The organism is Bradyrhizobium quebecense, assembly GCF_013373795.3.
GTDB classification, from domain to species: Bacteria; Pseudomonadota; Alphaproteobacteria; order Rhizobiales; family Xanthobacteraceae; genus Bradyrhizobium; species Bradyrhizobium quebecense.
The window spans coordinates 8,349,409-8,372,514 of the sequence record NZ_CP088022.1; the positions used below are offsets into that span (position 1 = coordinate 8,349,409).

Genomic DNA, 23,106 nt, shown 5'->3' on the forward strand with positions numbered 1-23,106 from the left:
CCGTGTCGGAATCGCAAACTCTGCATCGTCGTTCAATCGAGCGCCGGTGCTGAGATCGGCTCAGAGACAACGGAGCAGGACGATGAAGTTCATGGTGATCGTGAAGGCGAACAAGGATACCGAGGCCGGCGTGATGCCGAGTACCGAGCTGCTCGCCGCGATGGGCAAGTTCAACGAGGAGATGGTCAAGGCCGGCGTGATGCAGGCCGGCGAGGGCCTGCATCCGACCAGCAAGGGCGCGCGCGTCAAATATGCCGGCGGGCAGAGCACCGTGAGCCACGGACCGTTCAGCCCGACCGGCGATCTGGTGTGCGGCTTCTGGCTGATCGAGACCAGGTCGCTCGATGAAGCGATCGACTGGATGAAGCGCGCGCCGTTCGGCGGCGGCTCCGAGATCGAGATCCGCCAGGTGTTCGCCGCGGAGGATTTCGGTGAGGCGCTGACGCCCGAGCTGCGCGAACAGGGAGAGCGCCTGCGTGCGCAGGCTGGAAAGAAGTAACGATTTCGTCATTCCGGGCCTGCGCATCCCGGAACGACGAGGGGAAAGAGTCACACGCGATTCAACAGACAAGGAAGTCCGACCAATGCGTTTCATGATGCTGATGATCCCGCTCGGCTACGAGTCCGCGCCGGCCAAACTCGAGCTCGACCCGGAACGGGTCGCCGCGATGATGCGATACAATCAGGCGCTGAAGGACGCCGGCGTGCTGATCACGCTGGAAGGCCTGCATCCGCTGGCGTCAGGCGCGCGGGTCAAGTTCGATACCGGCGAGCCCATGGTGGTCGACGGCCCCTTCACCGAGGCCAAGGAAGTGATCGGCGGCTTCTGGATGATCGAGGTTGCCTCGCGCGCCGAAGCGATCGCATGGGCGAAGCAGTGCCCCGCCAGTGCGAACGAGATGATCGAGATCCGACAGGTGCAGGAGATGGCGGATTTCTCCGAGGAAGTGCAGCAGGCGGCTTCGACCTTCGAGCATCCGCAGGGCGGCTGGGGCAAGGCGCTCCGCTAGATCTCAAACGAGAAGCGACGCCGCTCCAAAGCGGCATCGCGCGACCGACCGATCGTCAAACCACCACAACGGAGAAGCACGATGAGCACCAACACCTTCCTCGCCGTCTACCTCGGCGGCGGCAAAACCGGTTCGCGCATGGCCGCCTGGAACGCGCTGCCGGAGGCCGAACGGCGTGCCAAGGAGCAGCAGGGCATGGCCGCGTGGGGCGCCTGGGTCGAGAAGCACCACGATGTGATCGTCGAGATGGGCGGGCCGCTCGGCAAGACCAAGCAGGTCGGCGCCGGCGGCACCGCCGACATCGCCAATCTGATGACCGGCTTCACCGTGGTGCGCGCGCCCTCGCATGAGGCGGCGGCAAAGCTGTTCGAGAACCACCCGCACTTTGCGATCTTCCCCGGCGAGGCCGTGGAAATCATGCCGGTGCTGCCGATCCCGGGGCGGTAGTCCCTGGGGCGCTAGTCCCCAGGGCGCTGGAGCGCCAAACTCACTATACCTCTCCCGCTTCCCACCCGCTTCCCGCGGGAGAGGGCTCCCTTCCGGAGAACGAACGTCTGCTTGTTCGATCTACCGACAAGCTGCGTGCAATTGATCCCGCCCGACATCGCCCTCACGTCATGCCGGCCCAAGCAAATCTGAAAACCCCGGGTGGAGGTCTCGCTCCATGGCGAAGCTCGTCTTCGGATTGAACCAGTCGCTCGACGGCTATGTCGATCATCAGGCCATGCTGCCGGACACCGGGCTGTTTCGTCATTTCATCGAGCAGGTGCGCGGCGTGACCGGCATGATGTACGGCCGCCGCATGTACGAGGTGATGCGCTATTGGGACGAAGACCTCCCTGACTGGGATGCGGAGGAGCGCGACTATGCGGCAGCGTGGCGGAGCCGGCCAAAGTGGGTCGTGTCGCGCTCGCTGAAGTCGGTCGGACCCAACGCGACGCTCGTCGAGGGGGACCTCGCGGCGGCGGTGCGCGGGCTGAAGGCCCGGCTCGACGGCGAGATCGAGGTCGCCGGACCAGAGCTGGCGGGGAACCTGACCGGGCTTGGCCTGATTGACGAGTATCGAATCTACCTCCGGCCCATCGTGCTTGGTCGCGGCAAGCCGTTCTTTGCCGGCCCCCGCGCGCCGCTCCGCCTCGTCGCAAGCGATCGGCTGGGCGAGAACACGATCAGGTTGACCTACGTTCCCGCCTAGTCACGCAATGCGCCTGACGGCTTGGCGAGGAAGTCCTCGACGACGTTCGGCGAGCTGATCCGTTAATCTTGATGAACCGCCCGCCTGGCCGCTAGAGCAGATTCTGATCAGACACGGTCATAACCGGCTGCGGCGAAGAAGTTCAGGCACTCTTGGGCGGTGAAGGCGGTCAGGGCGGTGGCAATAGCGTTGTCCAAAGCCTCGATTGATCTGGCGGCGGCCTTTCGAAGTGCGGCTTTGAGCTTGGCGAAGGCCATTTCGATCGGATTGAGGTCGGGCGAATAAGGCGGCAAATAGAGGAGCTGGGCGCCCACGGCATCGATTGCGATGCCGACCTCGGCGCGCTTGTGTGCTGCGAGATTGTCCATCACCACGATGTCGCCGGGCCTGAGTGTCGGCACGAGGACTTGCGTCACGTAAGCCTCGAACGCCAGACCATCCATGGGACCGTCAAGGACCATCGGCGCAGTCATGCCGGTCGCTCTGAGCGCGCCGACGAAGGTCGTCGTCTTCCAATGACCATGCGGGAGCGCTGCGACACAGCGCTGGCCGTACGGCGAGCGGCCATAGCGCCGCGCCATCTTGGTCGAGGCTCCCGTCTCGTCGATAAACACCAACCGATGGATGCCGATCTCAGGCTGAGATGCCTTCCACGCCGCGCGTTCAGCGGCCACGTCCGGCCGATCCTGCTCGCTGGCGTGCGATGTTTTTTTTGAACGTGATGTTGCGGCGATCGAAGAATCGCCAGACCACGCTCGGCACGAAACGCTCGCCGTGGACTTTGAGGAGATGGTCAGCGATCTCGGCCAGCGTCATGTCAGGCGTAGCCTTGACCAGGGAGAGGATCTCCGCAGCATGACCCTCGATCCGAGCTGAACGTCTGTCTCCGCCCTGCGCTCCCGCCTCACAAGCGCCGGTGCTGCGCCATTCGTTGACCAGTTCGATCGCTGTCGATGGCGCTACGCCGAACCGGCCGGCGGCGCCCCGACAGCTCATGCCTTCCTCTTCCACAGCCCGAATAATGCGAAGGCGAAGGTCCGGCGAGAGCGGCTTAGAGCATTTTCTGACCTGGCGGAATCGGAAGGGATTGAACTAAGCCGCTGCCGCGGCGTAGGGGGCAAGGTGGCATAGATCGCCTCCTGGCTGAGAGGATGTGGGTGTTGGAGCCCACCCCCTCAGACAGGAGTATCGAGATGGCCGATTTGAGCCCTCTTCGCCGCCGCATGATCGAAGACATGACCGTCCGCAATCTGTCGCCGGCGACGCAAAGATCCTACATCAGCGCGGTTTCGAAGTTCAGCCGCTATTTTGGCCGATCGCCTGACCGGTTAGAGCTGGAAGACGTCCGCGCCTTCCAGGTGCATTTGGTCTCGACCGGCATCTCATGGCCGGCGCTGAACCAGATCGTCTGTGCGCTACGGTTTTTCTACGGCGTCACGCTCGGCGAGGCGCTCATCCCAGAGCGCATTCCCTATGCGCGAGAACCGCGCAAGCTGCCGGTCGTTCTCAGCGCCGACGAAGTGGTTCAGTTTCTTGAAGCGGTATCGAGCCTGAAGAGCCGCGCCGCGCTCACCACCGCCTATGCGGCCGGGCTCAGGGCCTCGGAGGTTGCGGGACTGCGGATCGAAGACATCGACAGCGCCCGCGGCGTCATCCAGGTGCGCCACGGCAAGGGCGCGAAGGATCGCAACGTGATGCTGTCGCCCCAGCTGCTGGGCATCCTGCGCACCTACTGGCGGCTCGCCCGGCCGCGGCTTTATCTGTTCCCTGGTCGTGACGAAGATCATCCGATCGATCAGACCGTGCTGCATGCCGCCTGCCGGTCGGCGGTGAAGGCTGCGGGCCTGACCAAGCGCGTCACGCTGCACACGCTGCGCCACAGCTTCGCGACACATCTTCTCGAGAACGGAACCGATATCCGGATCATCCAGGTCTTGCTCGGGCACAATAATTTGTCGTCGACAGCGCGCTACACGCAGGTCGCCACCGATACGATCCGAGCGACGCAGAGCCCGCTCGATCGCCTGTCGCTGGAGGTGACGCCACCTGGATGACCCGCAGCGGGATGCGGGTCATGACCCGCTCCGACATCCGCTCCAACAGGCCCGCCATCGAGATTGCCGATATTCTGTGCCGGCATGGCGACGCCTATCGCCGTGTACATGCCGGTCATCTGGGGCGGGTCGAGCGGCGCGTGATGAGCGCGATCGTTGCGTGCCGGACCGAGGCGCTCGGCGGCCACATGCAGGCTTGCGACGACTGCGGCACGACACGCGTTGCCTATAATTCCTGCCGCAATCGGCACTGTCCGAAGTGTCAGGGGAGAGCCCGAGCCGCGTGGCTCGCCGCGCGTCAAGCCGACCTGCTTCCGGTTCCCTATTTCCACGTCGTCTTTACACTTCCCGCACCGATCGCCGCGATCGCTTTCCAGAACAAGGCCGTCGTCTATGCCATCCTGTTCAAGGCTGCCGCCGAGGCGATGACGACGCTCGCCGCCAATCCACGCCGGCTCGGCGGTGCGATCGGCGGCGTCGCCGTCCTCCACACCTGGGGACAGACGCTGATGCATCATCCCCACGTCCATTGCGTCGTTCCGGGTGGCGGCCTCTCGCCCGATGGCGCGCGCTGGACCGCTTGCCGACCGAACTTCTTCCTGGCCGTCAAACCGTTGTCCAGACTATTTCGCACACTTTTTCTCAAACGTCTGTCGGCAGCCTTCAACTCCGGTGCCTTGCGTTTCTTCGGCGATCTCGGAGCTCTGGCCGAGCCGGCTGCCTTTGCGGCCCACCTCGACGCCATGCGACGCATCAACTGGGTTGTTTACGCCAAGCGGCCCTTCGGCGGACCCGCACAGGTCCTGGCCTATCTCGGCCGCTACACCCATCGCGTCGCGATCGCCAACAGCCGGCTCGTCGCACTCGACGACGATCATGTCGCCTTCTCATGGAAGGACTATCGCCAAAACAGCGCGACAAAGATCATGAATCTCAAGCCCGATGAGTTCATTCGCCGTTTCCTGCTTCATACGCTGCCTGACGGCTTCCACCGCATCCGCCACTTCGGCTTCATGGCCAACCGCCATCGCGCTGCCAAGCTCGCCCTTTGCCGCGAACTTCTCGATCATGAGCGAACAGCCCCAAACGATGGCCAGCCGTCGCCTGTGGATTCGGAGGCTCAAACCCGGGCCGAGGTTCCTGCCTGTCCCGATTGTGGTGGCGTCATGCGCATCATTGAGCGCTTTCGACATAGCTTCAGACGCCCCAGCCCTCGAACATCACCGTTCCGATGCGACACATCGTGAGCCAAGTCATGTCGTGCACGACGATCATCATTCGTCATTTCGCTCCCAGCGTCTCGATCATCGCGGACGATGTCGAATCCGTGCTGTCACACTGCGCGACAACAACCGTCCGATGCAGCAAAAGGCCTATCGCGATCTCAGGCGAAGCGCGTCTGATCTCAACTCTTCCAGGATGCGCACTCCTGTGTCTCTGCCTCACGCGCCGAGCCAGCAGATCGGGCATGGCGATCTCGAACAATCCCCATAGCTGCAAAACCGCGAATAGCCTCCCGCGCCTTCGTTCAATCCGGCTTCAATGAGGTCGCGTCATAAGCGCCTGCCGCGCCCTCGCGTGAGCGCGACCTCACAGAACCCTCCAGATTCCATCTGGAATTGGACTGTGATTCAAGCTTCTCAGCGGAAGGGAGGCTTGAATGGCAAAGCAGGTCTACTGGCTCAGCGATGCGGAATGGCGGCGGATTGAGCCGCTGTTGCCACGAGGGCGCAAGGGAGCGCATCGGGTCGATGATAGACGCGTGATCAGCGGCATTGTGCACATGCTGAAATCTGGTTCGCGCTGGCGCGATTGCCCGGAAGTCTACGGCCCCTACACGACGGTCTACAACCGCTTCAACCGCTGGAGCCGACAGGGGATTTGGACGGATATTTTTTACGCCCTGACCGGATCGACCGGCATGTACGGATCGATGTCGGTGGATTCCAGTTACATCAAAGCACATCGCTCCGCGGCCGGCGCAAAAGGGGGGCCTTCAATAACGCGATCGGCCGCTCGCGCGGCGGGCAGACCACCAAAATCCACGCGCTGACCGACGATATCGGCCGTCCGCTTGCCTTCCTGATCACCCCTGGCAACACCCACGACCTGGTCGGTGCACGCGGCTTGATCGGCATGGTTCGTACCCCGCGCCGTCTGCTGGCTGATCGAGCCTACGACGCCAGGAGCCTACGCAACGAACTAGCCGCACGCCGCATCAAGGCCGTGATCCCGCCAAATCCGACCCGCAAGCATCCGCATCTCTACGATAAGGTCGCCTACAAAGGCCGCAACGTCATCGAGCGGATGTTCTGCCGTCTCAAGGACTTCCGCCGGATCGCAACCAGATACGACAAGCGCGCAGACATCTTCCTGTCTGCAATCCTGCTGGCCGCCGCGATCACTTGGTGGATCAATTGAGTCCGGATCCTAGATCGTTTTGACCGGGGGCTGCGATTGCGAAAGGCCGTCATCGAGGCGGCTGTATGTCCCTCGTTCCGCCCGCTGGGGCTTCCGGCGCTGCCCTGTTGGCTCCATCGTCGCCATTGCTCTTGTTGCGCGCGGTAAATGTCCCGTAGTTCGCAACGGGACCGGCGGCACGATCGCCATTGCTTGGCATAACCGATCGATTGTCCAGCAAATCGAGCGGATCGTTGACCATGGCTGCCAGATTGCTTCTGGTCGAGCAGCCGAGCGTCGGGTCAAACGAATTATCGTCAACTGCAGGCCCGACGATGGAAAGCGACGGACAGACAGGAGGATGGACTTGATAGGTGATTGCCTCGATCCTCACCCCGAAACGGGCAGGCAGATCGAGCGGGGAGGCCGACAGGCGGATGTTGTAAGGGGCAACGCCCATGGCACGGGCCTCGTGCGTCACCTGGGCGATGAGACGGGGCGAGCCGGTGACCTCGATATGAAGTGCATCCCGCCGGCCGCCACTCGCAGCTGCAATGAAACTGTGCAGCCGGCGCCTTTCGGAGCCGCGAAGGCTCTGCAGGACCAACACGCTGTTCTTCTGCTCCACCTCAATCGCTTGTTGAGCCGATCCAGAATGGGTCGAAGCATTGTTTGCGCATCCGCCTAATGCTGCCGCAACAGCGATCAAATGGCACAAATGTCGTAGGGGCATTTGACGATCCTCACTCGATGATAAAGCCGGCACTGCCAGTCAACCCTGGTGCGCTCGTGCGGGGCCCATCGCGATCTCGGGACGGCCGTGCCAGCGTGTTCGTCAGAACGCGGCCCGCATCTGAGGGCGGCGCGATGCGATCGTTCGGCGCACTCATCCGAGTCGGGTTCGATCCCGGCCGAACGATGTAGGGTGTGACGACAATGACGAGCTCGGTTTCGCGCTTTTGAAACGATGAGGAGCGAAAAAGCGCGCCAAGAATCGGCACGTCGCCGAGCCAAGGAAACTCGCCGATGTCAGTGTTGAAGTTGCGCCGGATGAGCCCCCCGATTGCAAAGCTCTGACCGCTGGCGAGCTCGACAACGGTGCTGGCACGCCGCGTCGAGAGGGCGGGCACGGCCATGCCATTGATTTTGACTTCACCTTCTGTGGACAATTCACTGACTTCGGGCTTCACGCGCACGTTGATCTGGTTGTTGCTGAGGACCGTGGGGACAAACTCCAGGCTCACGCCGAACTGGCGGAATTGGACCGAAACCTGCCGGTTATCCTGCATGACCGGAATGGGAAATTCGCCGCCGGCCAGGAAGCTCGCAGCTTCCCCGGACATCGCCGTCAAGTTGGGCTCAGCCAGGATTGAAGCGAGGTGCTCGCTGGCGAGCGCGTCGAGAACAGCGCTCAGGTTGATACTGCCGGCGCTAAATCCGATACCGACCGTGCCGCCGCCGCCCGCAGCGCCGGAACCTGCACTTTTTCCGGTGACAATGAAGGCGCCATTTTGGCCCGAGGCGGAGAGGTTGATATTGAGATCCTTGACGGCGCTGCGGGAGACTTCCGCCACGCGGACGCTGAGATTCACCTGCAAAGAGCCGGCGACCTGGATCTTGTTAACGACCAGCGCACCCGCACCGAGAAACTGCTCGGTCACCTTCTTGGCGGTCTCGACGACGTCTGCATTGGGCGCGGTCCCGCCAAGGATCGCTCCGCGCGGGGTATAGCTGACCTGAATCGGATAGTCGCCGACCTCGGCTCTCAGCGTGGCACGCAGATCCTCAATCGGCTGCGTGACCACAACACGCATCTCGGCGAGGGCCTCGCCGGCGTCGTTCAAGGCAAACAGGCTGGTCCGCCCAGGCTTTTTACCAAACACGAAGATCGTCGTGTTTGAGGGGGCCTGGTAATCGGCGATCGCCGGATCTGCAACAAAGATGCTGGCCGCAGGAGCGGTCAGATGAACTGTCTTGCCCTGTGAGGAGGACAGGTTGAGGGTGCCGGTCGCGCTGCCAGGCGCAGCTCGCGGCGGTTCTCCTTTGCCGTCCCGCTTTGTCTGAGCCGCGGCAGCAAATGGAAATAGCACTGCGAGCGCGCAGAGGGCGTAGCAGAGAAGCGGCAGACCGGCAAAGAGCGGCGCCGTGGAAACCATCGGCGACTTGTCAGCGCCGGCAGCATTGTTAATGACCTTCAAGGGATTGTGCTTTCAAGTTCGATCGATTAGGCGGCCGATGCCGCACTAACGAGCTCAAGGGTGTAACCAACGCCGCGCGCGGTCTTGATTCTTAAGGTTGCACCCGCCTGGCTCAAATGCGCGCGCAAGCGATAGATCCCAACTTCCAGCGCGTTGGTGGAGACCTCGTCGTCGAAGGCATACAGGCTATCCTCCAGTGACGACCGAGGCACGGTGCGGCCGGCGCGGCTCAGCAGATGCTCAAGAATGCACACTTCCCGGCGCGCAATCCTCAGTACTCGGCCGCTGACGGAGACTTGTCTTCCGATCGGGTCGAAATGCAGGTTGCCGAATGTCACGACCGGCGCCGTCATCTGCGTTGACCGTCGCAGTATAGCGCGCATGCGAGCGATGAGTTCGTCGATTGAGACGGGCTTGGCCAGGAAATCATCCGCACCCGCATTAAAGATCGCGATCCGCCGGGCGAGATCGTTCAAGTTGCTCATCATCATCGTAGGCATTGAACATCCGTCGCGCCGCAATTGCTTCAGCCAGTTCAAGCCGTCTCCATCCGGTAAAGCCGATTCGAGCAAGAGAATGTGGTAGCTGGCGCAATCCAGCGCTGCCGCCGCTTCATCCAGGGTGCGTGTCACGTCAACCGCGAACCCGCAACCGAGGAGCGCTTCCTTCACAGCGCGGGCAAAGTCCGCGTGATGATCAACCAAGAGAATTCGCATGTCATCGCCTCTCGTTCATCAACGCCGAGACCTGCGTACGTTACGGGTGACCAAGAGCGTCGGCCCAACTCACAGAGGCGCACTTTGAAAAAGCCCGAAAGCGACGAAGCAGATCGTGGTGGCGCGCCAGCAAGTCGAGCCATTCACTTGTCACCGAACACAAAAAAGCGGCGGTCTGCCATGGACTGGGAAGATCTCCGAAATCATTCACGAGGCCCAAAATAGAAGCAGCAGGCGGATGCCTAGGTGCGCTGATCGCGGCCAGGCGTGCACGCGCTGGGCCGCCTCGTTCGATATCGTTAGCGCCAGACGGCGCGATCGATACGCAAGCGCAGGAGACAGCTGGATCTGAACCGTCTAGCAAAATCGACATTTGGAAACTCCGCCACCTTGCTCAAGTCCCGCGGTCGGCACTGCTATGCTTGCGCCTATGGCGTCGCCAGGTCATGACAAAGCACGCTTTTCCGCTTGAAGAAGTTTACGCCCCGCAACCGACCGATGCTTCAGAAGCCGCGGCGCGTAACGATGCGATCGATGCTCCTACCGGCTAGCGACAGAGCCGTTCGGTAGCCGGTGATAGACATGCAGGACGCCAGCGATCCCGACTTTGAATCGCGTCCGATGTCCCGGACGCGGCATCCCCTCGACAGCAGTGCACGAGGCCGAAAAGGCGCGGCACGCGCAACGAGGCATCATCGGATTGAAGTCGTTGCGCCAGCTGTCTCTCATCGCTTGGGATGAACGACGGCTGAATGACCGATGCTCGACCTTAAAGTGCCTTTGTGTCGGCACGGAGCGAGATAAGCGGGGGCCGCATTCTACGCGCCTGCTACAGTCTGCTCCGGCTAAGGCTGTGCTGATTCGTCCGTCCTGCAGGTAGGCGGCGTTGAAAAGTCGCCTTCGAAAGGAGTGGTCGACCCGCGTGACGGGGCGGAGTGGGGCTGCATTAAGCTTTAAAGATGTTCGCAATTCTTGCTACCTATCAGGAAGTGTTCGCCCGAGTGGGGTTCTTTGTGGTGAGGCTGTCGGAAATCCTACAATCTCACGTACGGTGCGATTCAAGTGTCTTTAACGTTTGGTTTAGCGGAGTCCCGTCAAATGTGCGGGCGCCCTGGAGCGGCGTCGACACAGACGCGGCCATCTACATGCGAATCATGGTCGCTCTCACCTTCTTCAAGGTCGTATGCATTACCTTATGATGTCCAGCGTGAGCCGTAGCCGATGGCAGTGTGTTATGAGGCAGTCGTTCTCACTACGCGTCACCGCTGTCCACAGCGTCTGACCGGGCGGCTGGCTGATCGCCTCAGATGTGGCAATCAGCCAGACAAACTATGGCTAGTCGTGGGATGCTTGTACCTGCCGCGTCATTTACATGCTGGATGCAAACGCGCGATTGCCCAAGTCGAGTTGACCGGCAGGGGACTGAGAAGGATTGTCACACTACATTGTAGAATGCGGCCTCCCAAGATTGCTCCGCCGACTATGGGGTCTTCGCGTAAGATCGGCAAAATCGATTGTTTCGATGGAACGCATTCAGGAGACGAATGGACTCTGTCGCGATGCACCGCATGCCGCGGTTGATGCCGCTTTACTGCGCTTGGTGGTGCGATCGGTCTGACCGTCCCTTGATCGAACGCGCGTCCAGAATCAGGCTGAGACGGCCGTGAACAGAAGCCGGGCTTTCAGCGCTTCACGTCACCGGGCTCGATGACGAATGTGACCGCTAGCCATCGGATCGATGCGGGGATGCCAGATGCGCTTGGGGCGCCGCGCCAAGAACGCGTTAAAGAGCCATTCGGGCGGCTCCAGATGCCTGACCCGTTCGCAGGGCCCGTTCGAAGGCCGCATGCGGAGGCTGCTCGATACGTTGTTTGTAAAGCCTGCGCTCATGGCACATCCTCCGTTTCTTCCCTGGGGGACGTGCCTAGCGTTTCAGCATGAAGGCACTTACCGACAAAGGGCGCGCAGGAGGCCGTCTAATCATTGCCATCGCGCTTGTACGGATTTGGGTCGCCGGCGGTCCGGTAGTCGTCGAGATTGCCGCCCAGAAAAGGCGCTCGGTCTCTGGGGTTGGCGTTCTGCCCAGCGCGCACATGAGGTCCACATCCGCATCGATGTTGTGCTGATCCTCAGCATTCATTCCGAGCCCAATGCTGCTCAGCACGTCGTCGGGCGTCCAGACCGCGGACCTCGGTACGGTGTAGGTGTGCAGCGCGTTCGTACTTTGGGCGATCGCTCGTGCCCAGTGATCGCGCGAATCGACCAGTTTGGATGGATCCTCAACCAGCGACACGAAGGGGAATGCTGTTCGACCGCGCATATGCCATCCGGCTTGGCGCGCCCGGTCCATGGGATATCGCTCCAGAGGATCTCCCATGGAAGAATGATCCCGCGCCGTGTTGCGCACATGCGATATTGCGCTCGTGTTGTCTTCCACGCGCGGCCTGCAATCGCTGTCCTGGTGCTGGAAGCGCCGCAGCGTGACATATGACGATCCTACCACGTCATCGAAAACGCGCTCCCGATCGACACCGCCGTCGAAAGCGGCGGTCGATGGCGACCACCGTGCCAATTGCTGCACAGCCAATTCGATCTCATTTCTGAGCGCATCAAGGGGGGCGCCTGTCAGCGTTGCGGCAAGCTGAGCGCGCGCGCCCACAAATGATGCGGCTGGATAGCGAACGGTTTGCCGGGCCTCGTTCGGCCCAGTCGAGGACGTGGAAGTTGCGGAATTTGTTGCGGTAGGAACTGAATCCGACGTCGGGGGAGTCGGATGCAGGGCATCCAGCTGCTGCTCGAAGCTTGCTTGATCAGCGGACGGTTCTGCCCTTGAGCTGGTCTGTGCGTTCGACTCATCGAGCTGCCGGGGCACCCGGTACGGCTGCGGGAGGACATCGTGAACGCCAACCGGAGTTTCTGCAGCATTCCGCGGATCCAATATTTATTGGATGCCTTTCAAGTACTGCTCGTTCGTGTACATTTTCGTAGATGTAGCATTCAGGAAGCTGACGGACGGGGAAATAAGCGATATCCGCTGAGGGGGTGCCGGATGGATGAATTCAGTCCAGTAAGGCGAGCGGCCAGCCGAACGGAAGCCGCGCAAAGCGGTAGAGCAAAGTCGGCGCTGTTTTTCGCCGTCTGGCATTCCTGTTTGTTAAGGCCGAGATCAGACGCCCTGACTGGGCAAGGCTTATTCACGCCGCTGCGTTGGGCGCTTGTCGTCGTCGTCATTGTGGACGTATTGTTTAGGTGGCAGAGAGCCATGCAGGTATCACCGTAAACAACCTGGCAAGATGCGCCCTGGTCGAACTGTTGACCGGAAACCGCGCGCTTACACACATGTAAAAGCTCATCCGCTCAATCATGTCGACCTCCGTCGGAGGAGCTTTGCCGCTCGTGGTTTCCAAGTGGCCGCGTCTTTGATGAAGTCGGTCCGGCGATGTCGCCCGAGGAGAAGCGACTTCAGCAAACCTGACCTACGAGGTTGTGACGTCGGAATAGCCGCCACAACCACTTACGCCTGTTTACGACAGGTTGTTTTTTTCGCAAAGTGCGACCGCGCGTGATGCTCGAACTCGCCAAACGGCCTTGCGAGCACGAGATCCTGCAACGTTGCGCTTCTGCGATCTGTGGTTCTCACCGAGGAAAAACCTATGAAGTTTATTGGCAAAGGCCTGTCGATCCTACTGTCCTTGCTTTCGATCGCCTGCGTGAGCGCGATGGCCCGGGCCGATGAGCCCTCGCCGAAATACGTCGAGGTGCTGCCTTGCAGACGGGCGAGAGTGTGAAGCTTATACTGGATATGAGCCGCTGTACCGTCGCCGAGGGTGGAAAGGCCGGATCGGCGACGCAGGCCGGTTTGGTCATCAATGCCTTCAGGGTGACCACCCGGAACGGCATCAGCTTCGCCAATGCGGACCAAACCGTGGACAGCTCCGGGCATGCCGTGACCGAATACATTCGTCACAGCCTCAGCCGCGAAGGTAAACTCACGGTGCGGGCCTCCAAGCTTATCATCGGGACGACCGAACTCGTGAACCAGGGCGAGTTTGTCTGCGAACTGCCTGATCGCGCGAAGTTCATCTGGTGATCGAAGCGGCGACTGCGCCGCGGCGGGGAAGCGGCGTCGCTACCTTATTCTACGGAGGTTCTTCGTATCCTGACACGATAGCTCCGTGCCGACGGCCAGAATCAGTTCTGGCCGTCTTTTGCTCCCCTCTGGCCGAGTTGCACGAATTTGCGTCAGTTCGCCCAAGCCATCGTAACGGGGGGCGCCGGTGTTCAGCAGACCTCAATAATTCGGGCGCGAAAGGCGACGCTTCGCTCCTGTCATTTCGTCGCTTACAACTCATGGCGTTGGCATTTGCTGGCCTGCTCCTCAAACGGCGTGACCGGCACCGGTCATGCCTCCCGACGATTGCGGTTTGGCATATTCACATCTCCTGCAAAGCAGAAAGCCGTCCATTCCGTTCATGCGATCGATGATTTCGCGAAATATCGGTGTTTCGAAGAGATCCTCGGATTCGTCTCGCAGAAAATTGCCCAGGACATGATGCCGCTCAAAATCCATGCCGCACAGACTAATGTCGCCGTTCGGGAGGAGGACATTTCGATTTTGCCGTTCGCCAATGCAAGTTAGAGTGCCGACGAGAGGCCGCCGTGGTTTGATGATACTCGGATCAGTACGTCCTCGCCTGCTCGTCAGCGGCCGTAAGCGCGTTAACTGTTTGGCGGGAATGATGTCGGCGAGTTTGGGATGGACTTTGCCAAGAACGACGTATCGAATTGAGGGAATGTTCGCCTCGACCAGTCTCCGCAGGACATTGAGATAGGTCTTTCCGACAAGGCGGCTGTTCATGTAAGTGCCGTCATCGAGGACGTGCACGACGAAGCTCTTGAACTGCAGCATTTGCAAGCGTCGAACGTCACTCCTATTCATTCCGACAAGGGTCGTGAAAATGCGGATGCCATGGCCGCGTTTGTAAGCATACTCAAACATCGTCGTGCACTCCGGATGGAGCCAAGGCTCCGAGTAACCCGCAAAGCCGATATCGATAACCGCTGGTACGCGTGCCAGACATCGCTTGAGATCCTGAAGACCAAGGTGCTTCGCTTGGGACACGGGGCGTTGGCGTTCTGCGAACTTATCCTCGGACAATAGGAACATCGGACGATGCACCCTGCCGTCGTCGTAATCTGTAGTTCCCGGCGGCTGGGATTTAGCAGGTTGTTGAAGAAGTCTTTGAACGGCGCGCGATGAATGGAATGTTGTCGCCGTTGAGGAGGCAGATCTCCCCTTAGAGAGCCGTCCTCCTGCAGTTCGGCCCAGCCGTCGCCCTCGGCTGGCTCCATTTCGTCGTTTCCCTGCCAGCCGAACTCGACGGCATCGCCGTTGCAGGCTCCAGGAATGGAGCCCGTAAGGGAAGGCGAATTCGCCGCCGACCTCATTGAACAGGATGTAGGCGCTCGCCAAGGCCATGTCGTAGCCCGGTGTCTCGACGATCCGCCACCTATAACGCGACAATCAGGATGAGAGCGGCGCGTCAATCAAGATGAGACGAGGCGGCCGAGTCAGGAGATAATTGACGCTGGCCGCCGTCGAGTTCGTTGGGGGTAGTGTGAACAGGCGGCCGGCCTGGACCGCGTCTGCGATCGAGGGCAACTTTTCGACGGTAACTTTCGACGTTCATCTCGAGGATCGTGGCGTGGTGGACCAAACGATCGATGGCAGCCAACGTCATTGCCTGGTCCGGGAAGATACGCCCCCATTCGCCAAATGGCTGATTGGCCGTGATCAGCAGCGAGCGTCGTTCGTAGCGGGCGGCGATCAACTCGAACAGCACACTGGTTTCCGGCTGATCCTTGCTCACATATGTGATGTCGTCGAGGATCAGGAGGTCATAGCGATCGAGTTTGGCGATCGCGGACTCCAGCGCCAGCTCGCGCCGCGCGACCTGCAGCCGTTGCACCAGATCGGTGGTGCGCGCGAAGAGAACGCGCCAACCGTTCTCGACGAGAGCCAGGCCGATCGCCGTGCCGAGATGGGTCTTGCCGCCGCCCGATGGACCGAACAAGAGCAAATTGGCGCCGGCCTTCAACCAGGCGTCGCCAGCGGCGAGCGCCATCGCCTGTGCCTTTGATAGCATCGGCACGCTTTCGAAGTCGAAGGTGGCGAGCGTCTTGCCGGCGGGCAAACGCGCTTCCACCATGTGTCGCTCGATCCGACGGCGGGTGCGATCGGCCGCCTCGTGCTCGGCAAGGGCGGCGAGGAAGCGGGCGGCAGGCCACCCTTCCTTGTCCGACTGTGCGGCGAGCTTCGGCCAGATCGCCTTGACGCCCGGCAGGCGGAGCTCATTGAGAAGCAGCTCGACACGGGCGGCATCGACGGAGGTAGCGATACCGGTCATGCTGCCTCTCCCAGGTTCGAGCGGCCCGACATGACGCTGACGGAGGCGAGTTCATCGTAGACGTCGAGCGGCACCAGCTGGACGGCGACACGCGGGATCGAGGCCGCCTCGGGTCGGAAGCGGCCGCGCAGCGCGGCAAGATCGCGTCCAGATCCATCGCGATCACCTCGGCGAGTTCTGCTTCGCAGGCGCGCTCGTGAGCCAGCGCCAGAAGCTCGACCGTCACCTTGCAGGCGCGCCGGTCATCACCATGCTCCCGCAAGGTCTCGAACAGACGTTTGTAAGCTGCACGCGGGAAGAGTTGGTCGCGATAAACGAGATTGAGGAGCGCCATCGGCTTGCGCCGCAGGGCATGGATGACGTGCCGGTAATCCACAACATGACCGCCCTGGCTCTCGGACATAGGCCGACCGCGCCGCAGCGTCACGACCGGCGTGACGCCAAGGAAGCATTCGAGCCGGTCGTCGAAGATGCGCACACGCAGGCGATGGCCGATCAATCTTGAAGGCACGGTGTAGAACACGCGCCGCAGGATTAAGCCGCCTGACGACGTCACCGGGATCACTTTCTCCTCGAAGTCGGTCGTGCGGCCTTTTGGCAGCGGCGCCAAGGCCTCCTTCTCGAGCGCGATCGGCTTGGCGAGGTTGGCGTTGCGCCGGCCGACAATCTCGTCGACAAAAGCCCGGTACGCATCGAGACTGGCGAAGTCGCGCGTCCCCCGCAGCAACAGCGCATCTTCCAGTGCCCGCTTGAGATGGCCGTGCGCGCTCTCGATCGAGCCGTTCTCGTGTGCGATGCCCGCATTGTTGCGCGTTGGCGCCATGCCATAGTGGCCCATCAGCCCGGCATAGCGCTGCGTCAGATCCTCCCGTGCGTCGGCGGCCAGATTGCGGAATGCTGCCGACAGGCTGTCGCTGCGATGCTCCCGCGGCACGCCGCCAAGCGCCCACAGCGCGTTCTGCAAGCCCACCGCCAGGGCGACGAAGCTTTCGCCGCCGAGCACGACATGGGCATGCTCGAAGCCGGAGAACGCCAACCGGAAGTGATAGAGCCGGTGATCGAGCGGCTCACCCGCGATGGTAATACCGAGCGCGCTCACGTCGGTGAAGTCGGACAGACCAGGCGGCCGGGCTCGTGCTGCTGGCGGAAGATCACGTCCTGTTCGGGGCCGTTGAGCGCCCGCCAGGCGTTGATGCGCCGCTCCAGCGTGCGGCGGATGTTCGGGTTCAAGTCATGATGCCGTCGGTGCAACTCGTCCAGCCGCCGATCACGCGGATGCCGGGCGCAGCCTTCAGGATCGGAACGATCTCGGCGTCCCAATACTGCCCGAGCGGATCGGACAGGCGCCGGCCCCTCGGCGTCTTCTTCTGCGATGGCGGGCGACAATCGCCCTCGATTCGATCCGCGCTTGCCTTCGAGAACCCCGCCTTGGCCGCGGCGGCCTCGGGGGACAGTGTCAGTCGGTAGGTCATGTACAGCCTCATCTGGTGGTCGGTGATGTGGAGGCCAGGCAAGGCATCGATTCCCTCTTGTCGAGACGAATCAACAGCTTGCACCAGCCGCACCCGGCCGCCAGACGGGTCCAAAACGCGCGACGCCGATGGGGACGGTCCTCCGGTCGGGCTGCGCCCTCCCTTCGGTCCGTCCCCATCGACGCAGTCTCACCTTGATTGTCGCTGGAGTCTCACCCTGATCGCCGCCGCGCAGCCACCTGCCCCGAATGCTCATGCCGGTGCCGCCAGAAGCTTGGGCAGCCGGATCAGATTGTAGGCCGCAAGCGCAAGGACAAAGACGGCATCCACCCGGTCGCGACCTCGCCGCTTGACCTTGGCCAAGCCAGGCCGGAAGACTTCTTCGATGCGTTTGCGGCAACGCTGGCTGATGCCGTAGTCGCTGTGACATGTGGTACGTGCGTCGATCGCCGTCTTGCGCCGCTTGCCGGTTTTACTCAGATGTCCATCAATCGCGATGTGCGGAGTAACCGATCTATCCCTCAGGTCGTGGACGAACTGCGTGACATCATAGGCCTTGTCCGCCCCCAGAGTGATCCGCTTCGCGCACCCGCGCCTGTCGATCATGGCAAGCGCAATCTCTCGTTCGGCGGTGCCTGTCGCTTGGCTCACTCCGCCCAAAACCGCTAAACCATTGCGGTTCTCCATCAGCGCATGGCCCATATAGCTCAGCTTGGCCGGCTGGCCGTCACCCTTCTTGTAAAGCCGCGCTCGGCATTGCGTCTCGGACCATCCTCGTCTTTGTCGCTGCCATCCTTCTTCCGGAAGCTCTTGATCGAGGCCCAGGCTTCGATCAGCGTACCATCCACCGAGAAGTGATCGCTCGATAGCAGGCGCTTGACCTTCGGCTGCGCCAAAAGCGCGTTCAGGAACTTGGCCGCAATCTCGCCCTCAAGCAGCCGGTCGCGGTTCTTCGAGAAGGTCGAATGGTCCCAAACCACATAGTCCACTCCAAGCCCAACAAACCAGCGGAACAGAAGATCGAACTCCATGCGTTCCATCAGATGCCGTTCCGAGCGAACGCCGTAAAACGCCTGGAGGAGCATCGCCCGAAGCAACTTCTTCGGTACGATCGAGGGGCGACCGAAGTCCGTACAGAGCTTGCCGAACTCCCCAGAAAGGTCACCCAGCGCCGCATTTGCCAAGTCCCGGATCACCCGTAGCGGATGGTCGACGCGAACCCGAGCCTCCAGGCCCACATAACTGAAAAGCGAGCCGGTCCGGTCGTCACTTCCCCGCATCGCGCCCCGGTTAAATCCTGGTCCCAGAGAATCACGATACGAAACGCTTCGCTACCGACTTCTTCAACAGCCTGTTAGGTCTTGTAACGCCATGAGGTGTGCTATCATTCGTCTGATCCTTTCAGGTCCCGGCGCAAGGAATTGCAAGCAGCGCGGCGTCCGCAGCGGGGCGACGCCACCAAACCGCAGCGGATGCGAAATGCTTCGCAAAGTGGCGATGCGGAACCTGCATGCGACCCGCCCAGCAGGACATCCTATTTTACTCCGATCAGGTCGGGTGCCGGACCCTCGTTTCTTGTTCGCGCGGGCGGCAACCAACGCGGCCGGTCTGGAGGATATGCATGCGATGCAGCAGGCGATCGCGCATCGCGAACTCGATGCCGATCGTTCGCTAAAACGTCCTGCCCTGCCTAAATGGCAAGTTGCTCCTCAGGATGATGGACGCTCGCAGGCTAGTCGCCGTATTGAAGTACAAATTGGCTTCTCTCGGCGGAACGGTAATTGATTTCGGCGGCGACGATCACTTTGTCAGTTGTCGCCCACGATCCTGCGGCCAACGAAGTAATGAAATGGACCCGCGGAGCGGGGCCGCTTGAGCCGGTTTGTTAGTTGGAAACTGACCGCTCCTGATTACTTCCTATCACGCCGCCAGAGACACTGTCTGCTGCTGTTGCTGTGGGCATGTGGTCAACGCGTCAGCGTTGTCCACCATTCCACAGCCTTCGCGGCCTGCATCCGTTCGCGCCAGACCGCCATCGGCGTGCGATAGCCGAGCGCCTGATGAAGGCGACGATCGTTGTAGAAGGCGATCAGCTCGCGATCCCTGCCTTGGCCTCGCGGCCGTCGGCATAGCCCTTGAGATAGATGTCCTCATGCTTGAGCGACCGCCACAGCCGCTCGATGAAGACGTTGTCCATCCAACGACCGCGGCCATCCATGGAGATCTTGATCCCTGCGCCCGCCAACGCGCCGGTGAAGGCCGCGCTGGTGAACTGGCTGCCTTGGTCGGTATTGAAAATCTCCGGCCTGCCGTACTTCGCCAGCGCCTCTTCCAGAGCCGCCACGCAGAACGAGACGTCGATCGTGTTCGATAACCGCCACGCCAGAACCGCACGGCTCGCCCAGTCGATGATGGCGACGAGATAAAGAAAAGCCACGGCCGATGGGCAGATACGTGATGTCGGCGGCCCACACCTGGTTCGGCCGGTCGATCGTCATGTTGCGCAACAGATAAGGATAGATCTTGTGGCCCGGCGCCGGCTTCGTCGTGTTCGGCTTCGGTCCCAGCGCCGCGATGCCCATCTTGCGCATCAACCGCTGCACGCGCTTGCGATTGACCTGAAGCCCCTCAGCCTTCAGCATTGCGGTCATTCGCCGCGAGCCCAGGAACGGCCAGGCGATGAACAGCTCGTCGATCCGCCGCATCAGGGCAAGGTCGTTGTCGTTGGCCGGCCGGGGCGGCCGGTAGACCCCGGAGCGCGCGATGCCAAGCAACAGGCATTGCCGACGGGATCGACAGCGCCTTGTCGGCGCGATCGAGCATTCCTCGACGGTCCGGCGTGCTCATCTTCCCGCGCTAAAAAATCGCGCTCGACCGTCAGTTGTCCAATCTTGGCGTGCAGCTTCTCGATCTCGCGTTCGCGCGTTTCCTCGCTCTCGCGCCCGACACCCGCATCAAAGGCCCGCGCCGCCTGGTCCAGCAGTTGCTTCTTCCAGGCATAGATCTGGTTCGGGTGAACCTCATAGCGCTGGGCCAGATCGGCCACCGTCGCCTGCTCCCGCACGGCTTCCAGCGCAATCTTTGCCTTCAGTGCCGCGTCGATCTTGCGTCTCGTCTTCGTCGTCATCATGCCCTCCGTCTATCAAACGGAGCGGCCCTTTTCCAACTAACCTCTGGTCCCAAAATCGGGGTCCATTTCACGATCACGCTCACAAGTTCTTCGACATATACGCCGAAAACCGCGCCTCGCTGTTCTGCTCTTGAAGATTCATCTCAGCTCTCGCATGCTGAAAAACGAATCATCTCACGCTACGCGAGAACCCGCGCCAAAGCTCTGCGGCTTTCTGACTCAGTAAGACTAGGGCAGCGGTAGTGAAGGCTACCGCAAGGCACCGCCAACTTCTTGGCGGATCTCGAATAAGCATTTTTGAGACCAGGCTGGAGGATAGTCCGCCTGTTCATCGAATGGAGGCAATGCGAAGAGGTCCACGTATTGTGCACCCCAAGTAATTCAATTTAGACCGAACGAAAAGATAAAGTTGCGTACGCATCGTGCCAATTGAGCTCTTTCGCGCTTTCTCGTTACATCTTCGACTGGTCGGTGCTTACCGCACAACGTTAGGCAAGCGAGATCAAGTGCGCAGTGTGCCATGATCTGCCGCGGGCCAAGCTACCGCGCGCGTGACTTCCGATGTCACGCTCGGAAACTCGCTGCCAGTTGCAAAAAATTCATAAGCAACGTGCGAACTTCTTGAGTAAGTACTGAATCAGGGTGAAACTGCACGATAGGTTGGTTGATGCCGGTGTGCTAGAGCCATGATCTCGCCTTCACTTGAACGAGCTGTCACCATGAGCTGCGGCGCGTACTCATCGAATTCGACCGCCAGAGAGTGGTAGCGTCCGGCAGGAAGTGGAGACGAAAGCTGCTTGAACAATCCCCGACCGTCATGCGTTATTGGTGAGGCTCGCCCGTGCGTGGGACAACGGGCACGGACCACGCGCCCTCCGAAAACGCTGCCAATACACTGGTGTCCAAGACAGATGCCAAGAATGGCGACGCGCCCCGAAAGCTCGCGGACGACGGCAGTGGAAATGCCGGCTTCCATTGGCGTGCGGGGGCAGGGAGAAATGATGATTGCGCGCGGCTTGAGCGCAACGAGATCGGTGATGCTGATCGCGTCATTTCGGACGACTTCTGTCTCTGCACCCAGCATGCGAAGATAACGTGCAATATTGAATACGAAGGAATCGTAATTATCGATGATGAAAATCAAAATGCACCGGGTATCTCGGAATCAAAAGCACCAAAGAGGCGCTGTGCCTTGGCAAGCGTCTTCTCATATTCGGCTTCAGGAGTTGACGTCGCCGTTATTCCGCCCCCTGCATGAAACATAGTCAGGTCGCCGTCGATCGTCACAGTACGAATCGCAATGTTCGTGTCAATCTGTCCACTGAATCCAACGAAGCCGATCGCCCCGCAATAGACCTCTCGCGCCACTTTCTCGAGGTCCGCAATGATTTCTATCGATCGCACCTTTGGAACACCAGTCACGGAGCCGCCCGGAAAGCAGGCGCGAAGCAGGCTAGCTTTGGTGTCTCAGGAGGTTGTCCATCTGGTCTGAACCGAGGAAGCTGAGGTTGCGAAGCTTCAGCGTTTCAAGGAGAGACCAGATGAACGTCCACAAGAATGCGCCTTTGACGCCCAAAGGTCGAGAGGCGATGGTGCGGGGCGTGGTCGAGGGCGGGTTGAGCCAGGCCGTCGCGGCGGATCAGTTTAACACGACACCGAAAACGGTGGCCAAATGGGTCAAGCGGTTCCGCGCAGAAGGTGTCGATGGTTTGCGCGACCGCTCGTCGCGACCTCATTCATCGCCAAGCCAAACCCCGCCTGCCACGCGCGCCGCCGTCGAGACGTTGCGCCGGCGGCGCCACACCGGCAAGCAGATCGCAGCCGAGGTCGCGGTGTCGCCGGCCACTGTCAGCCGCATCCTTCGTCGCTTGGGATTAAGCCGGCTACGCGATCTGGAGCCTGCGGAGCCGGTGCGCCGGTATGAGCGCGAGCAGCCCGGCGAGCTCATCCATATCGACATTAAGAAGCTCGGCAGGTTCGTAAGACCAGGCCACCGCATCACCCACGATCGCCAGAAGGGCGAAAGCCGCGGCGCCGGCCACGAGTTCGTCCACGTAGCGATCGACGATACATCGCGCTTGGCCTTCTCCCAGATCCGGCGGGATCAAAAAAAGGAGAGTGCCATCGCCTTCCTCAAGGAGACTGTCACCTACTACCGCAGCCTCGGCATGAAGGTCACCGGCATCATGACCGACAACGGCTCCTGCTACCGCGCCAAGGCCTTCGCCAGAGCGTGCAGGAAGCTCGGCCTCAAGCACATCTTCACCAGACCCTACAGACCGCAAACCAACGGCAAGGCTGAACGCTTCATCCAGACCGCGCTCCGCGAGTGGGCCTACGTTCGCGCCTACGACACCTCAGACCTGCGGGCCAAAAACCTGCCAATCTGGCTTCATCACTACAACTGGCATCGCCCCCACGGTAGTCTGCAAGCCAAACCGCCCATCAGCCGCCTCGGCCTTCCGATGGACGACCTGTTGAGATTCCACAGCTAACCGCTTCTTGGCCCGCAGCCAGAGTGCCG

The 23,106-nt window shown here is 61.1% G+C and carries 16 protein-coding genes and 6 pseudogenes; 10 read left to right on the forward strand and 12 right to left on the reverse strand.

Going from position 1 to position 23,106, the window contains the following annotated elements; translation table 11 throughout:
• Positions 1-82: 82 nt before the first annotated feature.
• From HU230_RS39675 to HU230_RS39690, 4 genes are all read left to right on the forward strand, one after another.
• Positions 83-499, forward strand: coding sequence for a YciI family protein (locus HU230_RS39675; protein WP_176533573.1), 417 nt, complete (start codon positions 83-85; stop codon positions 497-499).
• 85 nt (positions 500-584) lie between these two features.
• The gene (locus HU230_RS39680) at positions 585-1,010 is read left to right on the forward strand and encodes a YciI family protein (RefSeq protein ID WP_176533572.1); all 426 of its coding nucleotides are present in this window, start codon (positions 585-587) and stop codon (positions 1,008-1,010) included.
• 81 nt (positions 1,011-1,091) lie between these two features.
• On the forward strand, positions 1,092-1,457 hold the full coding sequence (locus tag HU230_RS39685) for a YciI family protein (protein ID WP_176533571.1): 366 nt from the start codon (positions 1,092-1,094) through the stop codon (positions 1,455-1,457).
• 217 nt (positions 1,458-1,674) lie between these two features.
• Positions 1,675-2,205 (forward strand): dihydrofolate reductase family protein, encoded by a 531-nt coding sequence (locus tag HU230_RS39690; RefSeq protein WP_176533570.1) that lies wholly within the window; start codon positions 1,675-1,677, stop codon positions 2,203-2,205.
• 107 nt (positions 2,206-2,312) lie between these two features.
• On the opposite strand, the gene HU230_RS39695 is transcribed toward HU230_RS39690, so the two are convergent.
• Positions 2,313-3,201, reverse strand: a protein-coding gene (locus HU230_RS39695; RefSeq protein ID WP_210284306.1) for an IS630 family transposase whose coding sequence is annotated in 2 segments (ribosomal slippage) — positions 2,313-2,925 and positions 2,924-3,201 — 891 coding nt in all. Because the reading frame shifts where the segments join, the coding sequence is not laid out codon by codon here.
• 197 nt (positions 3,202-3,398) lie between these two features.
• Between HU230_RS39695 and HU230_RS39700 the strand changes: the two genes are divergently transcribed.
• From HU230_RS39700 to HU230_RS39710, 3 genes and pseudogenes are all read left to right on the forward strand, one after another.
• Complete coding sequence (locus HU230_RS39700; protein ID WP_029085027.1) at positions 3,399-4,259, forward strand: tyrosine-type recombinase/integrase; 861 nt, start codon at positions 3,399-3,401, stop codon at positions 4,257-4,259.
• 20 nt (positions 4,260-4,279) lie between these two features.
• Positions 4,280-5,506 (forward strand): IS91 family transposase, encoded by a 1,227-nt coding sequence (locus HU230_RS39705; RefSeq protein WP_176528572.1) that lies wholly within the window; start codon positions 4,280-4,282, stop codon positions 5,504-5,506.
• Positions 5,507-5,919: 413 nt separating this feature from the next.
• Positions 5,920-6,680 (forward strand): annotated as a pseudogene (locus HU230_RS39710) (IS5 family transposase).
• A gap of 49 nt (positions 6,681-6,729) precedes the next feature.
• Here the strand turns inward: HU230_RS39710 and HU230_RS39715 are convergent.
• The 4 genes from HU230_RS39715 to HU230_RS39730 form a co-directional block, all read right to left on the reverse strand.
• Complete coding sequence (locus tag HU230_RS39715; protein ID WP_166071926.1) at positions 6,730-7,392, reverse strand: CpaD family pilus assembly lipoprotein; 663 nt, start codon at positions 7,390-7,392, stop codon at positions 6,730-6,732.
• 10 nt (positions 7,393-7,402) lie between these two features.
• The gene (locus HU230_RS39720; protein ID WP_173643930.1) at positions 7,403-8,857 is read right to left on the reverse strand and encodes a type II and III secretion system protein family protein; all 1,455 of its coding nucleotides are present in this window, start codon (positions 8,855-8,857) and stop codon (positions 7,403-7,405) included.
• A 26-nt stretch (positions 8,858-8,883) separates the two neighbouring features.
• Positions 8,884-9,573 carry a response regulator gene (locus tag HU230_RS39725; RefSeq protein WP_029083933.1) on the reverse strand — a complete coding sequence of 230 codons (690 nt, stop codon included), beginning with the start codon at positions 9,571-9,573 and terminating at the stop codon, positions 8,884-8,886.
• A 1,924-nt stretch (positions 9,574-11,497) separates the two neighbouring features.
• A complete protein-coding gene (locus HU230_RS39730; protein WP_224924209.1) occupies positions 11,498-12,160 on the reverse strand; it encodes a hypothetical protein in 663 nt (220 codons plus the stop codon).
• Between the two features lie 1,179 nt (positions 12,161-13,339).
• Between HU230_RS39730 and HU230_RS39735 the strand changes: the two genes are divergently transcribed.
• The gene (locus HU230_RS39735) at positions 13,340-13,663 is read left to right on the forward strand and encodes a VirK family protein (RefSeq protein WP_224924210.1); all 324 of its coding nucleotides are present in this window, start codon (positions 13,340-13,342) and stop codon (positions 13,661-13,663) included.
• A 288-nt stretch (positions 13,664-13,951) separates the two neighbouring features.
• Here HU230_RS39735 and HU230_RS39740 read toward each other — a convergent pair whose 3' ends face one another.
• From HU230_RS39740 to HU230_RS39755, 4 genes and pseudogenes are all read right to left on the reverse strand, one after another.
• The gene (locus tag HU230_RS39740; protein ID WP_224924211.1) at positions 13,952-14,731 is read right to left on the reverse strand and encodes a radical SAM/SPASM domain-containing protein; all 780 of its coding nucleotides are present in this window, start codon (positions 14,729-14,731) and stop codon (positions 13,952-13,954) included.
• A gap of 385 nt (positions 14,732-15,116) precedes the next feature.
• Positions 15,117-15,980, reverse strand: a complete 864-nt coding sequence (istB, locus tag HU230_RS39745) for an IS21-like element helper ATPase IstB (RefSeq protein WP_176533568.1) — start codon at positions 15,978-15,980, stop codon at positions 15,117-15,119.
• A pseudogene (gene istA / locus HU230_RS39750) lies at positions 15,977-17,494 on the reverse strand (IS21 family transposase). The gene istB and the pseudogene istA overlap by 4 nt, the downstream one beginning before the upstream one ends.
• A gap of 210 nt (positions 17,495-17,704) precedes the next feature.
• Positions 17,705-18,732: pseudogene (locus HU230_RS39755) on the reverse strand (IS5 family transposase).
• Positions 18,733-19,078: 346 nt separating this feature from the next.
• Here HU230_RS39755 and HU230_RS39760 point away from each other — a divergent pair.
• Complete coding sequence (locus tag HU230_RS39760) at positions 19,079-19,237, forward strand: hypothetical protein (protein ID WP_173643937.1); 159 nt, start codon at positions 19,079-19,081, stop codon at positions 19,235-19,237.
• Positions 19,238-19,419: 182 nt separating this feature from the next.
• Here the strand turns inward: HU230_RS39760 and HU230_RS39765 are convergent.
• From HU230_RS39765 to HU230_RS39775, 3 pseudogenes are all read right to left on the reverse strand, one after another.
• Positions 19,420-20,579: pseudogene (locus tag HU230_RS39765) on the reverse strand (IS3 family transposase).
• A gap of 567 nt (positions 20,580-21,146) precedes the next feature.
• Positions 21,147-21,726 (reverse strand): annotated as a pseudogene (locus tag HU230_RS39770) (anthranilate synthase component II).
• Positions 21,723-22,037, reverse strand: a pseudogene (locus HU230_RS39775) (chorismate-binding protein); the annotation flags it as partial. The pseudogenes HU230_RS39770 and HU230_RS39775, both read right to left, overlap by 4 nt.
• 86 nt (positions 22,038-22,123) lie before the next feature.
• On the opposite strand from HU230_RS39775, the gene HU230_RS39780 reads away from it, so the two are divergent.
• Entirely contained in the window at positions 22,124-23,077 is a 954-nt protein-coding gene (locus HU230_RS39780) for an IS481 family transposase (RefSeq protein WP_173643936.1), read from the forward strand.
• The last annotated feature ends 29 nt before the right edge of the window (positions 23,078-23,106 follow it).

Excerpts from the sequence above, each read along its gene's own strand:
- HU230_RS39675 (WP_176533573.1), top strand. The coding sequence starts at position 83 with ATGAAGTTCATGGTGATCGTGAAGGCGAACAAGGATACCGAGGCCGGC.
- HU230_RS39680 (WP_176533572.1), top strand. The coding sequence starts at position 585 with ATGCGTTTCATGATGCTGATGATCCCGCTCGGCTACGAGTCCGCGCCG.
- HU230_RS39685 (WP_176533571.1), top strand. The coding sequence starts at position 1,092 with ATGAGCACCAACACCTTCCTCGCCGTCTACCTCGGCGGCGGCAAAACC.
- HU230_RS39690 (WP_176533570.1), top strand. The coding sequence starts at position 1,675 with ATGGCGAAGCTCGTCTTCGGATTGAACCAGTCGCTCGACGGCTATGTC.
- HU230_RS39700 (WP_029085027.1), top strand. The coding sequence starts at position 3,399 with ATGGCCGATTTGAGCCCTCTTCGCCGCCGCATGATCGAAGACATGACC.
- HU230_RS39705 (WP_176528572.1), top strand. The coding sequence starts at position 4,280 with ATGACCCGCTCCGACATCCGCTCCAACAGGCCCGCCATCGAGATTGCC.
- HU230_RS39715 (WP_166071926.1), bottom strand. The coding sequence starts at position 7,392 with ATGCCCCTACGACATTTGTGCCATTTGATCGCTGTTGCGGCAGCATTA.
- HU230_RS39725 (WP_029083933.1), bottom strand. The coding sequence starts at position 9,573 with ATGCGAATTCTCTTGGTTGATCATCACGCGGACTTTGCCCGCGCTGTG.
- istB (WP_176533568.1), bottom strand. The coding sequence starts at position 15,980 with ATGACCGGTATCGCTACCTCCGTCGATGCCGCCCGTGTCGAGCTGCTT.
- HU230_RS39760 (WP_173643937.1), top strand. The coding sequence starts at position 19,079 with ATGCAGCAGGCGATCGCGCATCGCGAACTCGATGCCGATCGTTCGCTA.
- HU230_RS39780 (WP_173643936.1), top strand. The coding sequence starts at position 22,124 with ATGAACGTCCACAAGAATGCGCCTTTGACGCCCAAAGGTCGAGAGGCG.